The organism is Alkalispirochaeta alkalica DSM 8900 (assembly GCF_000373545.1).
GTDB classification, from domain to species: Bacteria; Spirochaetota; Spirochaetia; order DSM-27196; family Alkalispirochaetaceae; genus Alkalispirochaeta; species Alkalispirochaeta alkalica.
In genome coordinates, this window is record NZ_KB891705.1 from 15697 (window position 1) to 33514 (window position 17818).

Genomic DNA, 17818 nt, shown 5'->3' on the forward strand with positions numbered 1-17818 from the left:
TCCGGCTGATCTTCCTGAGCCGGGATGATGACCTCGGCCGGTTCTTCTTCCGTTACAACCGGGCGCTCCGCCCCGTCTCCCGCTGTTGTCGGCTCCGAATCTCCCGCCGGGNGAGTATCTTCCCTGGTGCTCTGGTCCACTGCGACAAGGTGCTCCCCTTCGCGAGAGGGTGTTCTCCAGGGACCGATCCGGGGAGGCNCCGCAGAGGGAAGGAAAAAAAGCAAAAGAGCCAGGATCATCAGGCAGGCAGCGACGGAACCTCCCAGAAAGCGCTTCCATCTTTTTGAGGGGCTCGGTGCCTGCGCCGACGACGATGGCGACGATTGTGCCTTTGCCTGAGCGTGCGCCTGAGTCCTCGTCGGTAATGTTGGCGCCGGTGATGCCGACGACGAAGCCACTGGCGGGGGCGTCTGTGAAGATGCCGGGGATGAAGATGAAGGCCTCTCCCCACGCTGCGTGGCCGGCGATGCCCCGGCAGGGCTATCGTCCCGTTCCTTCCGGGCTGATGCCGGGGGTGCGCTCACCCTGTTGGCAGCCAGAAGCGCTTCTAGAAGCGCCTTGAGACGAGCCCGTTCTTCCTCAAAGAAGGACCTGGGGCCGGATTGCTCCAGGAAGGGTTTCATTCGTTCCCGAACCCGCTCATTCTCGTCAACGGCGCCTCTGGTGAGCCCCTCCCGGGGAAGAAAGAGGACCCGCCACCCCCGGGAACCCTCCCGGATGTCCGCCGTCACCGGAACGTGGCCGGTCAGGAAGAGCGCTTCTGCCGTCTCCCGGGAGTGCCGGGCCATCTCCTGGAGATCGTTATCGGGAAGGCTGCTGGCACCANCGGTCACGGTGTTCCATAGCCAGAGCGCTCCGCAGACCCGGTCCAGAAGGGGCAGGTCTGTTCTGGACATAATGGTCCGGAGCCCCTCTTCCAGGAAGGGAGCGCTCTCCAGTTCCTGCCTGATATCGCTCCGCAGGAGTCTTCTGAAGGCCTCGGGATCATCCCGGGACGGCAGGCCTTCTCCTTCCGGTACGCCTTCCGGTACGTAGCGGTAGGGAACACAGGGCAGGATCGGGGGAGTGACCCGGGCCACCCAGGTCTGATCCCCGGTGAACCCCGGTGGGGACCCCGACGCCGGGGGGGGCCTTCGGGAAAAGACCAGCTCTGTTGCCGGCAGGTCAGGCGCCGGAACCTCTGCCGGAAGGCCCTGCGGAAAATCCCGTGCTACCGGGAACCCCGCCTCCGAGAGAAGTCGAAAGAGGTCCTCCTCGGGGGTTTGCCCCCCGCTTCCCGTCGATCCATCCTGGCCAGTATCAGGCGCAAGACCGGGCCCGGGACCAGCTGTGGCCAGGGCGAAACAAAGCTTCTTTCCCGCAGAGAGGCGCCACTTCAGGAATTCCAGAAAGGCCTCGCGCTCTCCCGTCCCCGCGAGGATAGAGACGAGCGAAAGGGGTACCATGGCCTGGGCCCACTCCCGCATCGAGGAACTCTGCTGGCGCAGGGTATAGAGCTCTCCCCGGGAGAACCCCAGGATCGAGTGCTCCCGGCTTGCAATAAAACCCGTCCCCTGGAAGTCTTCCTTCCGGTAGGCGCCCCGGGATGAGGTGATGAGTTCGTCCAGGCGATTCAGGCAGTACAGGGCGTGACGGTCCAGGCGTTCCTGTTCCTTCAGGTCAAAGAGACGGTGGCCGTCGAGAAAGAGGCGCAGCGAGCTGTCGTCGTAGAGGATAACCTGTCCGCCCCTGGANGGAGCCTCCCGGGAGACCGACTCCAGGGGCTGGGAAGAGATCTGCTCCTTGTGGACGAAGGTTTTTACCGCCTCCACCAGGCCGGGGGACCCCACGTACCGGGTCCGCCCCGGGGCGTGCTGATCCAGGCAGGATTCTTCCAGAAAGATATCACCCGTGAGATGGTCCGTGATGATCACCGAGCCGATGTGGCGTTTGATCTGCTCGGGCAGAAACCTGCTGGTACCGATCCGGAGGAAGGGCCGTACTCCGTAGTCCCGGGAGCCCATGTATACCACATAGCACTCCTGGTCCACACGAAAGAGGCGATTCCCGATCTGCAGGTGTTCTTCTCCAGGTGAATCTTTTCTGGTTGACACGGTCTTTAAGTATAGTACGTCATTTCCTTTCTTTCACGAAAAGATGCACACCGGCAGGAAGAAAATAGACATATCCCGTCGTTCCCGTCATACTGGTCTGGTCCGTTGCAGGGTTTTTCGGGGTATCCAGGGGCACACAGGGGAGCGCGTCCCCCTGCAGGGACAGAACCTGCCAGGGTCCACCCTGGGAGAAAACCCGGACCAGGGAGCAAGAAGAGTTGTTTTTTCTTCCTCCTGTGATACTGTGGAAGGGAACACATGGTAATAACGCAACGACGAAACACAAAGATTATCCCCATCGCCGGTGGCAAGGGCGGTATCGGCAAAACCGAGCTCTGCGCCAACCTGGGGGTGCGTTTGGGGCAGCTGGGGTACCGCACCATTGTGGTGGATCTCGATCTGGGAGGGTCCAACCTTCACTCGGCCNTGGGCGTAAAGAACAAGAACCCCGGGTTGGGAAACTTTCTCTCGGACCGGGCGCTCTCCTTCGAGGCGCTCCTCTCGCCCACNCCCTACCAGAACCTCCAGTTTATCCCCGGTGACGTCCTGGTAGCGGGCACACCAAATATCACCTACGCCCAGAAGCGGAGCATTCTGCGAAACCTCGAGGAGATGGACGCTGATTACATCCTCCTCGATCTTGGCGCCGGCGCCTCAAATAATGTGGTGGATTTCTTTCTGGTGGCCAATTCGGGCCTCATCGTCACCTCGCCCCACGTGGGGGCGATCGTGAACGCCTACAGTTTCCTGAAAAACGCCGTCTTCCGCTTTCTCTTCCGGGCCTTCTCNGGCGAGAGCGAGGTCGAGAAGTTTCTTCGCAACCAGATCAAGGAGCGGCGCCCGGGGAACCCCGTCAAGGTATCGTCGGTGCTGGAGGCCATGGCACAGATCGATACCGACCAGGCCCTGAAGGCGAAACGCTACATCGACCTGCTGCAGCCCCTGCTGGTGCTGAACATGGTTCGAAGCACCGACGACCTGAATATCGGTGAAAGCCTGCGTGATCTGGTGAGCAAAAACCTCTCCATCACCTTCGATGCCCTGGGCATGATCGTCCACGACGAGTCCCTTGCCGCTGCCCATCGGGCGCACAAGCCCGTGGTCGCAGCCAACCCCGACAGTTTTGTGGGGATCGAGATCGACAGGATCGCCCAGAAAATAGTCCAGTCTCCGGAGTTCCCCACCCTGGCTCTGGAAAAATCTCTCTACGCCGACTCCTACGAGCTCCTGAGGATCGAGGCGCAGAACGACCTCTCTACCCTGCAATCGGAGCAGAACGAGGAGGCTCTTCGCTCGGAAAACGACGCAGCCGAGTTTATCGANGTGCTCACGGCTCAGAAGAAGCAGATTCAGGAGCTCCAGGGGACCATCCGCATGCTGACCATGCGTCAGGGGTGAGGGGCCTCTACGAACAGACTATGGACCAGACTCCGAAAATATCAAAAGAGGTGCACCGGGGGTGCGCCTATTACTCCATCGGCTGGTCTGTTCTTGAAACGGCCTCGCGGAGCCGTATTATCGGAGGAGTCCCCTCCCTCCCGGGGATCTGGGAGCTCTACTGGCTCGAGCATTCCCGGATACCCCGACTCCTCAAGATGGGACGGGCCTGGCACGGCGGGGTCCGTCACGCCCTGCGCTTCGAGGCCGACCCCGAGGAGCGGGTCAACCGGGACATCCGGTCGTACCTTGCCAGCGGCGACTGCTATTTTCGCTACACCATCTGCGAGAACGCCCCCGACCTGACCGACGTCTACTCCGTTCTTTTCTCGCTCCGCCATGAGCTGCAGGGTGAAGGCTGTGAACCCTCGGGCCGGTACCGGGAGGTCCGTATTCAGGAACCTCAGGAGATGGAAATACGCCGGGTTCGGAAGCCCCGGGAACCCTCGCCGTCGCCGGAACCCTTCGGGGGCCACGTACCAAACATGTTCGATGTTCTCCGGGAAATGCGGCGCCTTGAGGGGGAACAGAGCCGGGAACAGAATCGGGATCAGGGGGAGTAATCCCGGCCCGTCCCCATTAACTCGTTGACAGCCCCGGGAAACCGTGTTCTACTTACTTTTAGAAAGAAATTAGGAGGTTCGTATGCACCGAAAAGGCCTTGCCGCTCTTGCTATGGCGGGAGCGCTGCTGTTTACCTCGATTCCGCTCTTTGCCGGAGGGCGGGCAGAGGCAAGCGACGAGATCGTGTTAACCTGGCCCAGTATCTGGGTNGGGCAGGACTCCAAAGCTGCCGCGATGGAAGAGATTGTGGCGGAGTTCAACGAGAAGCACGCGGGAAGTATTCGCGTCGTGGTTGAACCGCAGCCCGACTACGACGGCTACGAGGATTCGATCCGTACCCGCCTTGCCGCTGGTCAGGCGCCGGATATTTTTACCTTCAAGCTGAGCCCCACCACGGCAGTCTACTACGACAGCGATCTTCTCATGGATTTCTCCAATGAGCTCTCCCGGGGATGGGGTGATACCTTCAACCAGGGAAACCTCCAGGCCTCCACCGTGGCGGGCGCAACCAAATCCCTGCCCTACGAGATCGGCTTTACTCCTGTCTGGTATAACCGGGATCTCTTCCGGAAGGCCGGGATCGAGAGCTTCCCCGAGACGATGGATGAGTTCTGGCGGGCCACGGAGAAGCTGAAGGCTATCGGTGTCGTCCCGACCAGCCAGATGACGGGGGGAACCAACGCCTGGACCTCCATGCTCTGGTACACGCATTTTGTGGGCAGTTTTGGNGGGCCCGGTGTCTGGGAACGGGGTCTCGATGACCCTGCCTTCGAGAAGGCCGCCGCCATTCTGAAACGCCTCTACCAGGACGGAAACACCACCCGCGACGCGATCGGGGCCGATGCGGGCGTATCGGGCGGACATTACCAGGCAGGAAGAACGGCGATGTTCATTAACGGNCCCTGGTATATCGGGAACATTCGGGAAAACTCTCCCGAGGTGTACCGGGCCACAGGTCTGGCGGCTGCCCCTGCGGCNGGAGATTACCACGGCCATCAGGTCGGGTGGCTCCACACGAACCTGGCAGCGGCCAANACCACCGATCCCGCACGGCGCCAGGCGGTCATCACCTTNCTGCAACACCTGACCAGCCCCGAGAATGCCCGGCGGGTCTCCCTGTCCTCGGGCTCCCTGCTGGCGATCGAGTTCGATATCCCCGACGATGTGGAGCTGGATCCGTTGCAGAGGATGTTCATCGAGGCGGGGAACGAGGCGGCCTTTCTGATAGACCACCTGGAAGCTTCCATGCCCGTGGACGTGGTCTACGAGTTCGGGCAGGCTCTGGGGGCNATGGTCCTGCGGGATCTCTCTCCGGCGGAGTTTGTTGAAATGCTCCGGGCATCCCTGTAGGATCAGCGGTTTACCTTTACGTACACAGAATGAGCGGGCGGCGTGGCCAGGGGCGATTCCCTGCTGCGCCGCTCTGCGACGGGAAAGAACTCTTTATGAACAGGCAATCCTTCAAGCGAAGATCGGACAGAATATGGATCACCGTGTTTCTGCTTCCCGTAGGTCTTATGATTATCGCGTTCTTCGCGTATCCGATTATTTTTTTGGTTCTTCTTGGGTTTATGGAATGGAACGGGATTCAGCCCATGTCCTTTGTGGGACTCGACAACTTNCGGGCGATCTTTTCCAATCCCGTGTTTCGCACGTCCGTGCAGAATAATCTGGTCTGGGCGCTCTCGGCGGCTTTTTTGCAGATTCCCCTGGCTCTCGTGCTGGCCCTGATTCTTACCCGGGCTCCCCGGGGGTGGCGGTTCTTTCGCACCGTCTACTTTCTTCCGAACGTCATTTCTCTGGTGGCGCTGGCCATGATGTGGTCGGCCCTGTATAACCCCGAGTTTGGTTTGATCAACCATGCCCTGGAAGCGCTTGGCGCGGGGCATCTTGCCAGAAACTGGCTCGGCGAGATCGATACCGCCCTGCCGGCCCTGATCTTCTCGTACCAGATCTACGTGGGGTACTTCATGGTTATTATCCTGGCTGGAACGCTCTCGATTCCCCAGGAGTTTTACGAGGCAGCGCTCATGGACGGAGCGAACCTCCTGCAGCAGGAAATCTATATCACGCTCCCGGCAATTCGCGGAATTATCGTAACCGCCGGCACTCTGGCGGTAGCCTTTGCCCTGCGGCAGTTCGAGACCACCTTTCTTATGACGGCCGGAGGGCCAGCCAACAGGACTCCCGTGATGGGGCTCTTCATGTACCGCCGCATGGCAGGCCTTCAGTACGGCCGGGCCGCGGCCACGGGGGTTCTCCTGATTCTTCTGGGGGTCTTCGTGCTGGCCGGGCTGCAGCGGATCTTCGGAAAGTCCGATGCCGTCGCCGATAGCAACCAATAAGGGGCAGAAGAATGAAAATCAGGAAGAAACCCTCTGAAGCGCTGAATGAGACCCCCGCCGCAGTGATTGTGACGCTCGCTGTCTTGCGGTGGACCCTGTTGCTCTTCTATCTGGTGGTGGCGCTCTTTCCCCTGGTGTGGCTCGGTATCTCGGCCTTCAAGACCAATTTCGAGATCGAGACGTCTCCCTTTGCCCTGCCTGCGGTCTGGCAGTTCGGGAACTTCGTCAGCGCGGTCTCCATCTCGGGGCTTCCCCGGTTTTTTCTGAACTCCATCGGGGTGGCTCTGCTGGCTACGGCGTGTAATCTGATGGTCACCTCCATGGGATCCTTCGTTATCGCCCGGGAGAAGTTCGCCCTGCGGAAGCCCCTCTTCACCATCATAACGGCGGGCGTGCTGGTGCCGATTGTCTCGTTTATGGTGCCCTACTACACCCTGATCATGCGCCTGGGGCTCTACGACACGCTCCTGGCGCTGATCATCACCTACGCGGCCATCAACATTCCCGTCTCCACCTTTCTCATCAGTAGTTTCATGACCACCATACCCAGAGAGCTGGAAGATTCCGCCGAGATCGACGGGTGCAGTTTTGTGCAGCGCTACTGGAAGATCATCATGCCCCTCTCCCGTTCCGGCCTGGTCACGGCGGGAACCTTCAGCTTTATTTACTGCTGGAACGAGTTTATCTACGCCCTGCTCCTGACCTCCTCCCGCAGTTCCCGGACGGTTCAGCTGGCGATCCGGTTTTTTACCAGCCAGTTTCGTACAGACTACGCCGGAATGTTCGCCGCCATTGTGCTGACCATGATTCCCACCGTTGCGGTGTACATCTTCTTTCACGACAAGATCATTTCCGGGCTGACCGCAGGAGCGGTGAAGGGGTGAATGATCCCGTAGAAAGCGAATCCTGGTGGAACGACCTCCAGGAGTATCGGAAGCGCTTGTCCCGGGGACATCGCTATTCTTCTCCGGCGGCCGCTGCGGTCGACGCGGCCGCCGACACGGCGGCGACGCCGTGCAGTGGGGGCTCCTCCTGGACTGCCAAGGCAGGGAGCCACGACGATGGAGACCGGTGCGGGCTCTTTCTTGGTGGAATCGGAACTCCTGTCATGAGCCGGGATCTCGACGGTCTCTTTGCCCGCTGGCACATGCAGAACGGATATCACCTGAGACAGGTTCTGGAGGAGGCGTTCTTTTCCCTGCGCTGGGCCGAAGAAGGGACAGAGGATAGCTCCCGTGGGGGATACCTGCGTCTGGCCGATTCCCCCGGTCAGGAGTATCGCCGGGAAGTTTTGAGCCTTTTCCCGGTTACCCGGGAACAGTACCAGGGCGAGGGGCTTCCCCTTGTGGTGATCGCCGAGTTCTTCTCACCGCTCCTGCCCGAAGATCATCTCCTGCCATGGGGATCCTCCTCCTCAGGAGGTCCCCCGATTCCTCTTGCGGCTCTTCCTGTCTTTATCTCGACTGTAACCGTGCGCAACCGATCTGCCGCGCCCCTGTCCGTTGATGCTGCCTGCGTGTGGCCGAATCTGCTGGGCTGGAAGGCACCGCAGGCAACATCGCTGGATCAGCCCGAACGATCCTGGCCGGGGCAGACCCACGCCGGAAACAGTGCCTTCGCCTGTTGTGACGGCCAGGGGGTTGCGGCAGTTCAGACACGACACGCCGGGCGGCCCGTGATGGACGAACTCATGGGGCAAGTGGCGATCTTTTCTCCCGCTCCGCAAAAAGACCACCAGGCTCTGGTGGCTTCCAGAGCTTCCGTCGAGGCCTGTTGCAAGGCCCGGGGAAACAAGATTGACCGGCCACCCCATGATCAGGGTCATACCCTGGCCTGGATGGAGGATCATTTTCGCCGGTACGGAGTGTTTCCCGAGTCGGGGTTGACCTGGACCGCCCACTGGGATGAGGCCCTCTGTTCGGGAGTGAGCCGTGGAGGGAGAATCGGACCTGGAGAGTCCCTTCGGATTTCTTTTGTTCTGGCCTTTGATATGCCCATCATCCGTTTCGGGAACGGTCGCCGATGGTACCGGAAGTATACCGCTTCCTTCGGGCGTCGGGGGACCAGTGCCCTGGAGATCGCCCGGATCGCCGCCGACTCGATCGACGCCTGGAGAAGGGACCTCGATGAATGGCATCAGCGCGTGCTCGCTACCCGGGCCGAGGAGCCCGATCTGGCGGGAGCNATGCTGAACGAGCTCTATTTTATCAACGGAGGAGGCTCAGTCTGGACGGAAAGCTGGGCAGAAGATCTCGATAGCGACCTTCCCGAGCCGCTTCTCGGCGCAGGAGAACACGGGGCAATCCTGGAGGGCTACGATGTGGGATATTATTACTACAATACCTCCGACCTTTGGCCCTACGCCTGGTACGGGCTGTGGCGCTGGTGGCCCGGTTTTGCCGGGAGCGTATTTTCGGATCTTCTCAAAAGCGTTCCCCTGAAAATTCCCCGGAAGCAGATGATCTACCGTAGCGAGACCATGGAGCCGCTCATGGTGGCCGGGAAAGTTCCCCACGATATCGGGGCGGTCATGGAAGATCCCTGGCACAGTCTGAACGGGTATCAGATGCGCGATGACTCCAACCTCTGGAAGGATCATAATCCTGCCTTTTTGCTGAGCCTCTACCTGGAACGGCGGTTTTCAGGGCACCGGCTCTCCCTGTCCGAATGGGCTGCCGTCCGGGAGGCGGGGCTCTTTATGCTCGACCAGGCTGAGGAATCGACGTCTCTGCCCCTGCATNGTGCCTTTGGTGATAGCACCTGGGACAATCTGGGTCTCCAGGGGTATGTGTCGTACAGCGCAGGCTTCACCCTGGGAGCGCTGGCTGCGCTGGTTGTCTGGGCAGGGGATTTCGGTGACGGGGAACTGGCCCGGCAGTGTCGGCAGCGGCTGAAACGTGCGGGAGAAGCCTTTGAAACGCACCTCTGGAATGGAGAATATTACCGGCTGTGCGATCAGGGCGGATATAGGGACTGCCTCATGGGAGATGGAGTGCTGGGAATCTTTCTGGCCGACCTGGCGGGGCTGCACCCGTCCCGTGGGGCGATTCCCCGGGAACAGGTGAAAAGTCACCTGAAATCGGTCTATCGCTATTGTTTTCTCCAGTACCAGCAGGGGAAGGTAGGGCCCTTGCTGGTGGCGGCCCCGGGGAGAACCCGCTTTTCCGGCGACGGCGGTGATGAGCTGCAGGTCAACGAGGTTCTTCTCGGGTCGGCCTGGTCCATTGTCGCCATGATGGAATATTACGGGTTGGACCACGAAGCCCGTGAAATTGCTTCGGTACTGGTGGAGCGTATCTACGGGACGAACCAGCACGGGCGGGGATTGCAGTTCCGGACTCCCGCTGCCATTGATGGTTCCCTGCGGTTTCGGGCTCCCCTGAACATGCGCCCTCTCTCGATCTGGCTTCTTGATGCAGTTTCTCAGGCCCGGGCCACCCCGGATCACTGACCCCGGGGTGGCTTCCGAAGATTCAGACTGACACTTCTAATACAGCCCCGTCATCATGCCGATGCCGTAGATCACAGCCGCCACAAGAGGGGCCGATACCAGGGAAACGANGATCCCGCCCAGGGCAAAATCCCGAATGCTGAAATACCCCGCCGTATAGGGAATCACGTTCGTNGGAGTGCTGGTTACCATGATAAAGGCCATGCTCGCCGTGAGGGCCGCCGGCATGGTGATGGTGAGNGCATCCAGTCCCACGGCAGCTGCCAGGGTTATCATGATGGGAATCATGATAGTGGCCGTCACGGTATTGCTCGAGAGAAAGATCTTTATCAAACTCACGATGATGACCACCAGCAGTACCAGCAGGAAGGGGTGGAGCGTTCCGATTCCCCCCAGGGTGGCCAGGGCCAGCCATTCCGCCGCGCCCGTGCGGTAGAGCACCATGCCCAGGGATATTCCNGCCAGAATCAGCACGATACTGCTCCAGCTGATATCTTTTTCCACTTTTGCCCAGGGTGTTTCTGCCACACCGGGAAAAAAGAAGATCGACGCCGTGAGCAACACCGGAAGGGAGATGGGAATCGCGATTCCCAGCAGATGTTCCCAGACCGGGGTGGTGATCCAGAGGGTCACCGTGAGAAGGAAGATCAGGAGGGTGGTCTTCTCTTCCCGTGCCATGGGGGGGAGGCGACGGTATTCCTCCTGCATCTCGGCGCGGGTTTTCTTGAGGCGCTTCATCTCCGGCTTGAATACCAGCATGAGNACACCCCAGGTGGGAAGCAGGATCAGCAACCCCGCCGGAACGCCGAAGGCCATCCATCCCAGGAACGTGAGCTCCACTCCCGCCATCTCCTGAAGAAACCCGATGGCGATGGGGTTCGGTCCGGCACCGGCGGGCGTCATGATTCCNCCCACGGTGGGNCCCCAGGCGCAGGAGATCATCAGGGCTTTGCCGAAGTTGCTCTTCAGCGGTTCCACCCCTTCTTCTTTCAGGATGGCAGCTCCCAGGGGCATGAGCATGGCAGCCACGGCGGTATCGGTGATCCAGGCCGAGATCAGGGCTCCCACGGTCATGAATCCCAGAAGTATCACCGAGGTACGGTTTCCCGTGCGCGAGAGAAGGAACACCGAGATACGGTTTCCCAACCCCGAGGAGGTGATAAAACTCGAGAGGATCAGTACCCCGATGAAGAAGGTCACGATGTGGTTCCCAAAGCCGATGCTCACCACACCGGCGAAACTCTCCACACCGAAGAGGGCCAGCAGAATGAGCCCCAGGAGTCCCGTAATATGGAAGGGGATCGCCTCGGTAAGCCACAGAAGAAGGGTAAAGAGCAGGACTCCCATGGCCGTGAGGCCATCGCTGGTGAGGGTGGCCCCCCCGATCCGGGCAATGCCCTCCGGCACCGGGAGGAGGCGTCCCAGAATCGCGATGGCCAGAGCCGTTGCCAGAACGAGCCACCGCGAGAGGGGGTGTGTCTCGAGGCGTGCCATCACGGGGCCTCCGGAAGCAGGGAGCGCAGCATCGTCCCTACTTTGCTGGGTCGGTCCGCCACGAGAGCCCCCGCCCGGGTAAGGGCCTGGTCCTTGGCAGCCACCGTTCCCGCGCTGCCCGTGACGATCGCTCCGGCGTGGCCCATCCGTTTTCCCTTGGGGGCGGTGCGTCCTCCGATAAAGGCGACCAGCGGTTTGGTGAAGCGCTGGTCCTCCATGGCGAGGGCCACTTCTTCCTCCATTGTTCCTCCCAGCTCACCCACGATCACCACACCATCCGTTCCGGGGTCGTTCTGGAAGGCCTCAAGAAATTCGGCAAAACGGGTTCCCGGTACGGGGTCGCCTCCCACACCGATCAAGGTGGAGACACCAAATCCCTCTTCCACGATCATGGAGGTCACCTCGTTGGTGAGAGACCCTGACCGGGTCATAACGCCGATTCGTCCCGGTTTGTAGACCCGTGTGATCCAGTAGGGGAAGGTTCCTGCCATGGATCTCCCCGGTGAGATCACCCCCGAGGTGTTTCCGCCTACTACCAGGGCTCCTGTGGCTCGGGCTGCGGCGCGAATCTCCACCTGATCCCTCAGGGGTATTCCGTCGGCGATGGTGACGATCTTCCGGATTCCCCCGTCCAGGGCCTCGTACACGGCATCTTTGGTAAAGCGGGGGGGGACAAAGAGCATGGCCACCTCGGCCCGGGCAGCCTCCTGGGCGCGGGCGACGCTGTGGTATACCGGGATTCCCCGTACCTCCTGACCCTCCTTCCCCGGGGTTACTCCGGCAACAACCCGGGAACCCAGGTCGATCATGTGACCTGCCCAGAAGGCGCCCTCCTTTCCGGTTATGCCCTGCACTATGATCGGTGTTGTTTCGTCCAAAAAGATGCTCATGCCTTTCCTCCTGCCAGGGCTACGGCTTTCCGCACAGCCTCCTCGGTGTTGTAGAGGGGCTCCAGCCCCGCCGCACGGAGGGTAGCGTCGGCCTCTTCCTCGTTGGTGCCGCGCAGGCAGGTTACGATGGGTCGGTCGGGGTTGAGGTTTTTCACCGCCTCCACCACCCCTTTGGCCATCACGTCGGCCCGGGCGATCGTTCCGAAGGTAACAATCAGGATCACCCTGCTGTCGTTCTGGAGGCAGAGCTCCATGGCGCGCTGGGCCTTGTTGTAGTTGGGTCCGCCGAACTCCAGGTAGTTCGCCACGGTGCCCCCCTCGTAGTTCACCAGATCAAAAACCGTGGTAGCCAGCCCCGCGCCGGCGCACATCAGGGAGATCGCTCCGTCGAACTGGAGATAGGGGATTCCCTCCCGGGCCGCCTCGAAGGCCGCGTCAGAATCGTACTGCTCGCGCAGAAGCGGAAATTCGGGGTGCCGGTGCAGACTGTTATCGTCGATGATAACCTTGGCATCGCCGGCAACGAGTCCCCCTCCGTCGCTTCTCACGAAGAGGGGATTGATCTCCGCCAGCTCGGCGTCGTTCTCCAGAAAGAGCGAGTACAGCCGGGCTGCCAGATCGCCGAAGGCCCTGACCAATTCTCCCTGGAGTCCCAGGTCGTAGGCCAGGCCCCGGGTCTGGTAGGGAAGAAGACCCCGCAGAGGGTCGATGTAGATNCGCTGTATCGCCTCGGGACGCTCCGCTGCCAGGGTCTCTATATCAACGCCCCCCTCGGCAGATGCCAGGAGTACGTAGCCACCCCCGGGGGCATCCACGGAGATAGAGAGGTAGAGTTCCTGGTTGAAGGCGACCGCCTCCTCCAGGAGGATCGCCGGGATGGTGTAGTCTCCGGCGACCATCTGCCGGGCCGCCTGGCTCACCTCCCGGGCCAGATCGTCCCGGCTGCTCCCGTCTCCTCCGGCGATCGTGATGAGCCCTGCCTTCCCTCGTCCGCCCATATCGAGTTGGGCCTTGACCACCAGGCGCGGGGTCCCCAGGGAAGACTGGTCTGCCAGCTCCCGTGCGGCCGCTTCCAGTCGTTCCTGAAGGCTTCCTTCTCCATCGGCCAGAGGGACCCCGTCGGGGTTCGTGATCCGTGCCAGCCGGCTTCGGGGAACCGCTATTCCCGCGCGGGAAAAGAGTTCCTTGCCCTGAAATTCAAATAGTTTCACTGCTCCTCCGCCTTATTCTGCATAGCGCGACCAGAAGGATCCCCAGATCTCTTCATCGTCGGGTCGGTCCGGGGGGATCGGTTCGCTCACCCAGGTGACGTTGATGAAGTGTTTCCAGTGGATATTTTCGGTTGTGATGTTCCCCCCCCAGGTGCCGCAGCCCAGGGTTACCGTGCTGGGCATGGCGTTGAAGAAGTTTCCTCCGTTGGCTGGCGCCTGGGCCTGGCGAACCATGATGCGGCTCGTGCGCATGGTCTCGCCCAGATGCCGGATGTAGTCTTCCCGGAAGGTATGGATCCCGCAGGAATGGCCCGTGCCGGCCTGGTCGGTGAGACGCACCAGCAGATCCACCGCCTCTTCCCAGCGGGTATACCGGTACACCGTGAGGACGGGGCAGAGCTTTTCCTGGCTGAAGGGGTCCTGCTCCAGGGGGTGCTGTCCCTCCACGAGAATAACCCGGGTTCCTTCGGGGAGGGTGATTCCCGCCTCGGCGGCGATCGTTGCGGCGCTTCGGGCGATGATCCCGGGGTTCAGGGCCAGCTGGCCTGTCTTGCCGGGTCGCCAGAGCAACGCTTCCAGCTGTGACCGCTCCCGGGGGGTGGTAAGGTAGCAACCCTGGTTTTGTACCAGCTCGGTGATCATTCCCTCGTAGACCGAGTCTTCCACAATGATGCTGTTCTCGCTGGAGCAGCTCGTGGCGTGATCGAAGGCCTTGCTCAGGGCGATTTTTGCTGCTGCATCGGCCAGGTCGGCGTCTTCGGCAATGATCTGAACGGAGTTTCCCGGGCCCACACCGTAGGCGGGGGTTCCGCTGGAATAGGCCGCCTTCACCATCGCGCCTCCGCCGGTGGCGACCACCAGATCGACCTGTTTCATCAATTCGCCGGTTTGCCCCAGCGATGGATCCTCCACGATCTGTATCAGGTCCTCCGGGGCACCGACCCGGCGGAGCCCCCGGCGCATGAACTCCACCGCCAGAGCGCTCGCGGCGGCCCCCCGGGGGTGAGGGGCAAAGATCACGGCGTTTCGTCCCTTGAGAATACTCAGGCCGTTGCTCGCCGGGGTTGCCGTGGGGTTGGTCACCGGCAGGAGCGCCCCCACCACGCCCACGGGTTTGGCGTACTTGCTCAGGCCCCGGGCCTCATCCCGCTCTATCAGCCCCACCGTGCGGGCCTTCCGGAGATCCTTCAGCACTCCCAGAACCTTGACCTTGTGCTTGGTGATCTTGTCCGGCACGTTGCCCATTCCCGTGGTCTGCACAGCGCATTCCGCCAGCTTCGCGATGTTTTCGTCGGTGTAGACCTCCCAGCCCACGGAGAGGCACAGATCGTCGATCTCGCGCTGGGTGCAGGTAGCGATCTTTTCCTGCGCTGCCCGGGCCCGTTCCAGAAGGGTAGCGATGCGGGTCCGGTCATCTTCCGGAGGGAGCAGTCCAGCTCCTCCCGGGTTCAGAGTGCTCTTGCTCACGTGAAATTCTCCTCCTCCAGCCGCTGAACCCCGGAAAAGGCCGATGAAAGCCACTCCGCCCGGTCTTCCATGGTCTGGGTAAACTCCAGGGCAAGCCAGGATTCCACAATCCGGATTCCCAGGAAGGGAGCGGTGATCCAGCCCCCCAGGGTGATAACGTTGGAATTGTTGATNATGCGGCCCCGCTCNCCCGCAAAGACCGTATCCGCCACGACGGCATAGACCCCCCTGAACTTGTTGGCCACGATAGCCATGCCCTGGCCCGTTCCNCAGACCAGAACCCCCCGGTCGGCTGTCCCGTCCTGAAGGGCCCGGGCGACCTTGGGAGCCTGCTCGACGTAGGGGCGTGCTTCGTCGGGGCTGTCCTGGCCAAGATCAAGCACCTCCAGGTCTTCCCGGGTTGCCAGGTNTTCCAGAAGTGCCTGTTTCAGGGGGTATCCCGCTCTGTCGCTGGCTACGGCCAGACGTATCTTTGTGGTCTTCATGGTTATGCTCCTTTTCGTTCGCGATGGGTNCCGGTTTTCTTCTCCACCAGCCGCCGGGCCTGGTTGGTGATGTTCTCGGCTGTAAGGCCGAACCGTTCCTGCAGGTACTGCTGGGTTCCTACCTCGCCAAATTCATCCTGGACACCTACCCGTATGTGCGGCACCGGGCAGTGCTCGCCCAGAACTTCGGCGACGGCGCTCCCCAGCCCTCCCTGGACCTGGTGATTCTCTGCGGTCAGAACCGCCCCGGTGGTGCGGGCCCAGCGGACCAGAAGATCCTCGTCCAGGGGTTTTATCGTATGCATGTCGATCACCGTCGCCGATACCCCCTTTTCTTCCAGGAGCTCTGCCGCCGCGATCGCTTCTGCCACCAGGATCGCTCCCGCCGCGATGATTGTGAGGTCGCTGCCCTCGCAGAGTACCTTGCCCTTGCCGAGCTCAAAGGTCTCCGAGGGTGCGTAGATCGGTGTTACGGGCTTCCGGTGGAGCCGGAGGTAGCTCGATCCCCTGCGGAAGGCTATCTGCGGGAGGAGCGACCGCAGGCTGACGGGGTCGGCGGGTTCGCAAATGACGATCCCCGGGATGGTTCGCATCAGTCCCAGGTCCTCAAAGGACATATGGGTGCCCCCATTGTAGGCGGCGGCCACCCCGGGGTCAGATCCGGTGAGCTTGACGTTCTGTCTGGCGTAGTTTGCCGAGAGGAAGAACTGGTCAAAAGTACGGCGGGCTGCAAAACAGCTGAAACTGGCCGGGAAGGGAATGAGTCCCGTCGCCGAGAGTCCCGCCGCCACTCCCACCATATTGGCCTCGGCAACCCCCATGTCGAAGGTTCGTTCGGGGAAGCGGTCCCTGAAACAAACCGTCCCGTTGGCACGCATCAGATCGGCATCGAGGACCACTATTCGTTCGTCCTCCTCGGCCAGACGGACCAGCTCTTCCCCGTAGACGGCGCGCATTTCCGGCTGCTGCTCATCCTGCGCAGCCCGTTCGATCACGTAGTTCATGGCTGTACCTCCCGATTGGTCTCTTCCAGCTCGCTCTCACACCGGTCCAGCCAGGCGTAGACCTTTTCTGCGTCTTCCCGGGTGAGGGGCATGTTGTGGTTTGTGTAGTCATTCTCGATGNGGGGGATTCCCTTGCCCTTGACGGTATCGGCGATGATCATGGAGGGGCGTTTTGCTTCGGCGCAGGCCCGTTCCAGGGCCCCGTCCAGAGCGTCCAGGTCGTGGCCGTCAACGCGCTGCGTGAACCAGCCGAAGCTCTCCCACCGTTCCTGCAGGAGGTCCAGTCTCATGATCTTCTCGCTGGGACCGTCGATCTGCATCTTGTTGTAATCCGTGAAGGCGATCAGGTTGCTCAGGCCGTACATGCTGGCCGACATGGCGGCCTCCCAGGTCTGGCCCTCGTTGGTGTCGCCGTCCCCGATAAGGGCAAAGACCCGTCCGGAGAGGTTCTTGAGCCGGTGCCCCAGGGCCATCCCCACAGCAGCCGAGAGCCCCTGGCCCAGGGACCCCGTGGTCATATCGATCCCCGGGGTTTTGTTCATGTCGCAGTGGCTGGGCAGGTTTGTGCCTCCCTGGTTCAGGGTGTAGAGCAGGTCCTTGGGAAAGAACCCCCGATCAGCAAGAACTGCGTACAGCGCCGGTCCTGCGTGACCCTTGGAGAGGACAAACTTGTCCCGATCCTCCCGGGACGGGTCTGCCGGGTCGTGGGTCATGTGGCGGTAATAGAGCAGCACCAGTATCTCTATCACCGAGAGGCAGCCACCCACGTGGCCTATTCCGAGGTGCGCTATCTCCTNCACCGTGAGGCGTCTGATGTCAAGAGCCTTCTCCTTGAGCATCCTCAGATCTTCCGTATTCATAGCATCTCCTTCTGCCGGGTTGAAATCTGTTTTCTTTCTGTAAGTAACTATGTGGCAGGTCCGGGAGTATGTCAAGGCCTCTTTCTGCTGCNCCTCTGTCGTCCCTGGGTGGGACGAACCGTGCAGGCCTTGACCGGGCATGGCCCGGGCCGTGCGGGCCCGGGCCAGTGAACTCCAGAGGGCAGAATCGTGCAGCGCCGGTGGGGCGTTAGAAAAAGGTGGCTCCCATGAGGCGGGCCGTTCTTCGCAGGATATCGCGCTGTCGTCCCTGAACGACGCAGAGGTGGTGGGGCATGCCGGTCTGGACCATCTCCTCGAACCAGTGGCGGATATCAAGGGAATCCGTTTCGAAGAGGCCGTTGGTTGCCATGAGATCCCGCGAGGGCCGCAGGGTGTGACCTTCCAGGGCTGTCATGTGGTAGCGGTTACGGAATCGCCAGAGCCGGAAAAGGGTAACCTCCATACCGGCGCGTATCGTTGCCTCCACTACGGTGGGTCTGCGGTTATTGAACTGGAG

General features: G+C 61.3%; 13 protein-coding genes. 6 read left to right on the plus strand and 7 right to left on the minus strand.

Annotation, left to right across the window (positions count from 1 at the left end; genetic code table 11):
* Window positions 1-2351 precede the first annotated feature (2351 nt).
* From B071_RS0107665 to B071_RS0107690, 6 genes are all read left to right on the plus strand, one after another.
* On the plus strand, window positions 2352-3491 hold the full coding sequence (locus B071_RS0107665; RefSeq protein ID WP_018526517.1) for a MinD/ParA family ATP-binding protein: 1140 nt from the start codon (window positions 2352-2354) through the stop codon (window positions 3489-3491).
* Between the two features lie 20 nt (window positions 3492-3511).
* Entirely contained in the window at window positions 3512-4093 is a 582-nt protein-coding gene (locus B071_RS0107670; protein ID WP_157703079.1) for a hypothetical protein, read from the plus strand.
* A gap of 235 nt (window positions 4094-4328) precedes the next feature.
* Window positions 4329-5444, plus strand: a complete 1116-nt coding sequence (locus tag B071_RS0107675; RefSeq protein WP_438829641.1) for an ABC transporter substrate-binding protein — start codon at window positions 4329-4331, stop codon at window positions 5442-5444.
* 245 nt (window positions 5445-5689) lie between these two features.
* Window positions 5690-6439, plus strand: a complete 750-nt coding sequence (locus B071_RS0107680; RefSeq protein WP_438829642.1) for a carbohydrate ABC transporter permease — start codon at window positions 5690-5692, stop codon at window positions 6437-6439.
* Window positions 6440-6450: 11 nt separating this feature from the next.
* The gene (locus tag B071_RS0107685) at window positions 6451-7323 is read left to right on the plus strand and encodes a carbohydrate ABC transporter permease (RefSeq protein WP_018526521.1); all 873 of its coding nucleotides are present in this window, start codon (window positions 6451-6453) and stop codon (window positions 7321-7323) included.
* Window positions 7320-9890, plus strand: a complete 2571-nt coding sequence (locus B071_RS0107690; protein WP_018526522.1) for a GH116 family glycosyl hydrolase — start codon at window positions 7320-7322, stop codon at window positions 9888-9890. The genes B071_RS0107685 and B071_RS0107690 overlap by 4 nt, the downstream gene beginning before the upstream one ends.
* Before the next feature lie 36 nt (window positions 9891-9926).
* Here the strand turns inward: B071_RS0107690 and B071_RS0107695 are convergent, their stop codons facing one another.
* The 7 genes from B071_RS0107695 to B071_RS0107725 form a co-directional block, all read right to left on the minus strand.
* Window positions 9927-11384, minus strand: coding sequence for an SLC13 family permease (locus B071_RS0107695; protein ID WP_018526523.1), 1458 nt, complete (start codon window positions 11382-11384; stop codon window positions 9927-9929).
* On the minus strand, window positions 11384-12274 hold the full coding sequence (locus B071_RS0107700) for a succinate--CoA ligase subunit alpha (RefSeq protein ID WP_018526524.1): 891 nt from the start codon (window positions 12272-12274) through the stop codon (window positions 11384-11386). The genes B071_RS0107695 and B071_RS0107700 overlap by 1 nt, the downstream gene beginning before the upstream one ends.
* A complete protein-coding gene (locus B071_RS0107705) occupies window positions 12271-13485 on the minus strand; it encodes a succinate--CoA ligase subunit beta (protein ID WP_018526525.1) in 1215 nt (404 codons plus the stop codon). Before B071_RS0107705 ends, B071_RS0107700 begins: the two co-directional genes overlap by 4 nt.
* A 12-nt stretch (window positions 13486-13497) precedes the next feature.
* Window positions 13498-14952 carry an aldehyde dehydrogenase family protein gene (locus B071_RS0107710; RefSeq protein WP_018526526.1) on the minus strand — a complete coding sequence of 485 codons (1455 nt, stop codon included), beginning with the start codon at window positions 14950-14952 and terminating at the stop codon, window positions 13498-13500.
* Complete coding sequence (locus B071_RS0107715; RefSeq protein ID WP_018526527.1) at window positions 14949-15437, minus strand: RpiB/LacA/LacB family sugar-phosphate isomerase; 489 nt, start codon at window positions 15435-15437, stop codon at window positions 14949-14951. Before B071_RS0107715 ends, B071_RS0107710 begins: the two co-directional genes overlap by 4 nt.
* Window positions 15438-15439: 2 nt before the next feature.
* On the minus strand, window positions 15440-16441 hold the full coding sequence (locus B071_RS0107720; RefSeq protein ID WP_018526528.1) for a transketolase family protein: 1002 nt from the start codon (window positions 16439-16441) through the stop codon (window positions 15440-15442).
* On the minus strand, window positions 16438-17442 hold the full coding sequence (locus B071_RS0107725) for a transketolase (RefSeq protein WP_438829637.1): 1005 nt from the start codon (window positions 17440-17442) through the stop codon (window positions 16438-16440). Before B071_RS0107725 ends, B071_RS0107720 begins: the two co-directional genes overlap by 4 nt.
* Window positions 17443-17818: the final 376 nt, after the last annotated feature.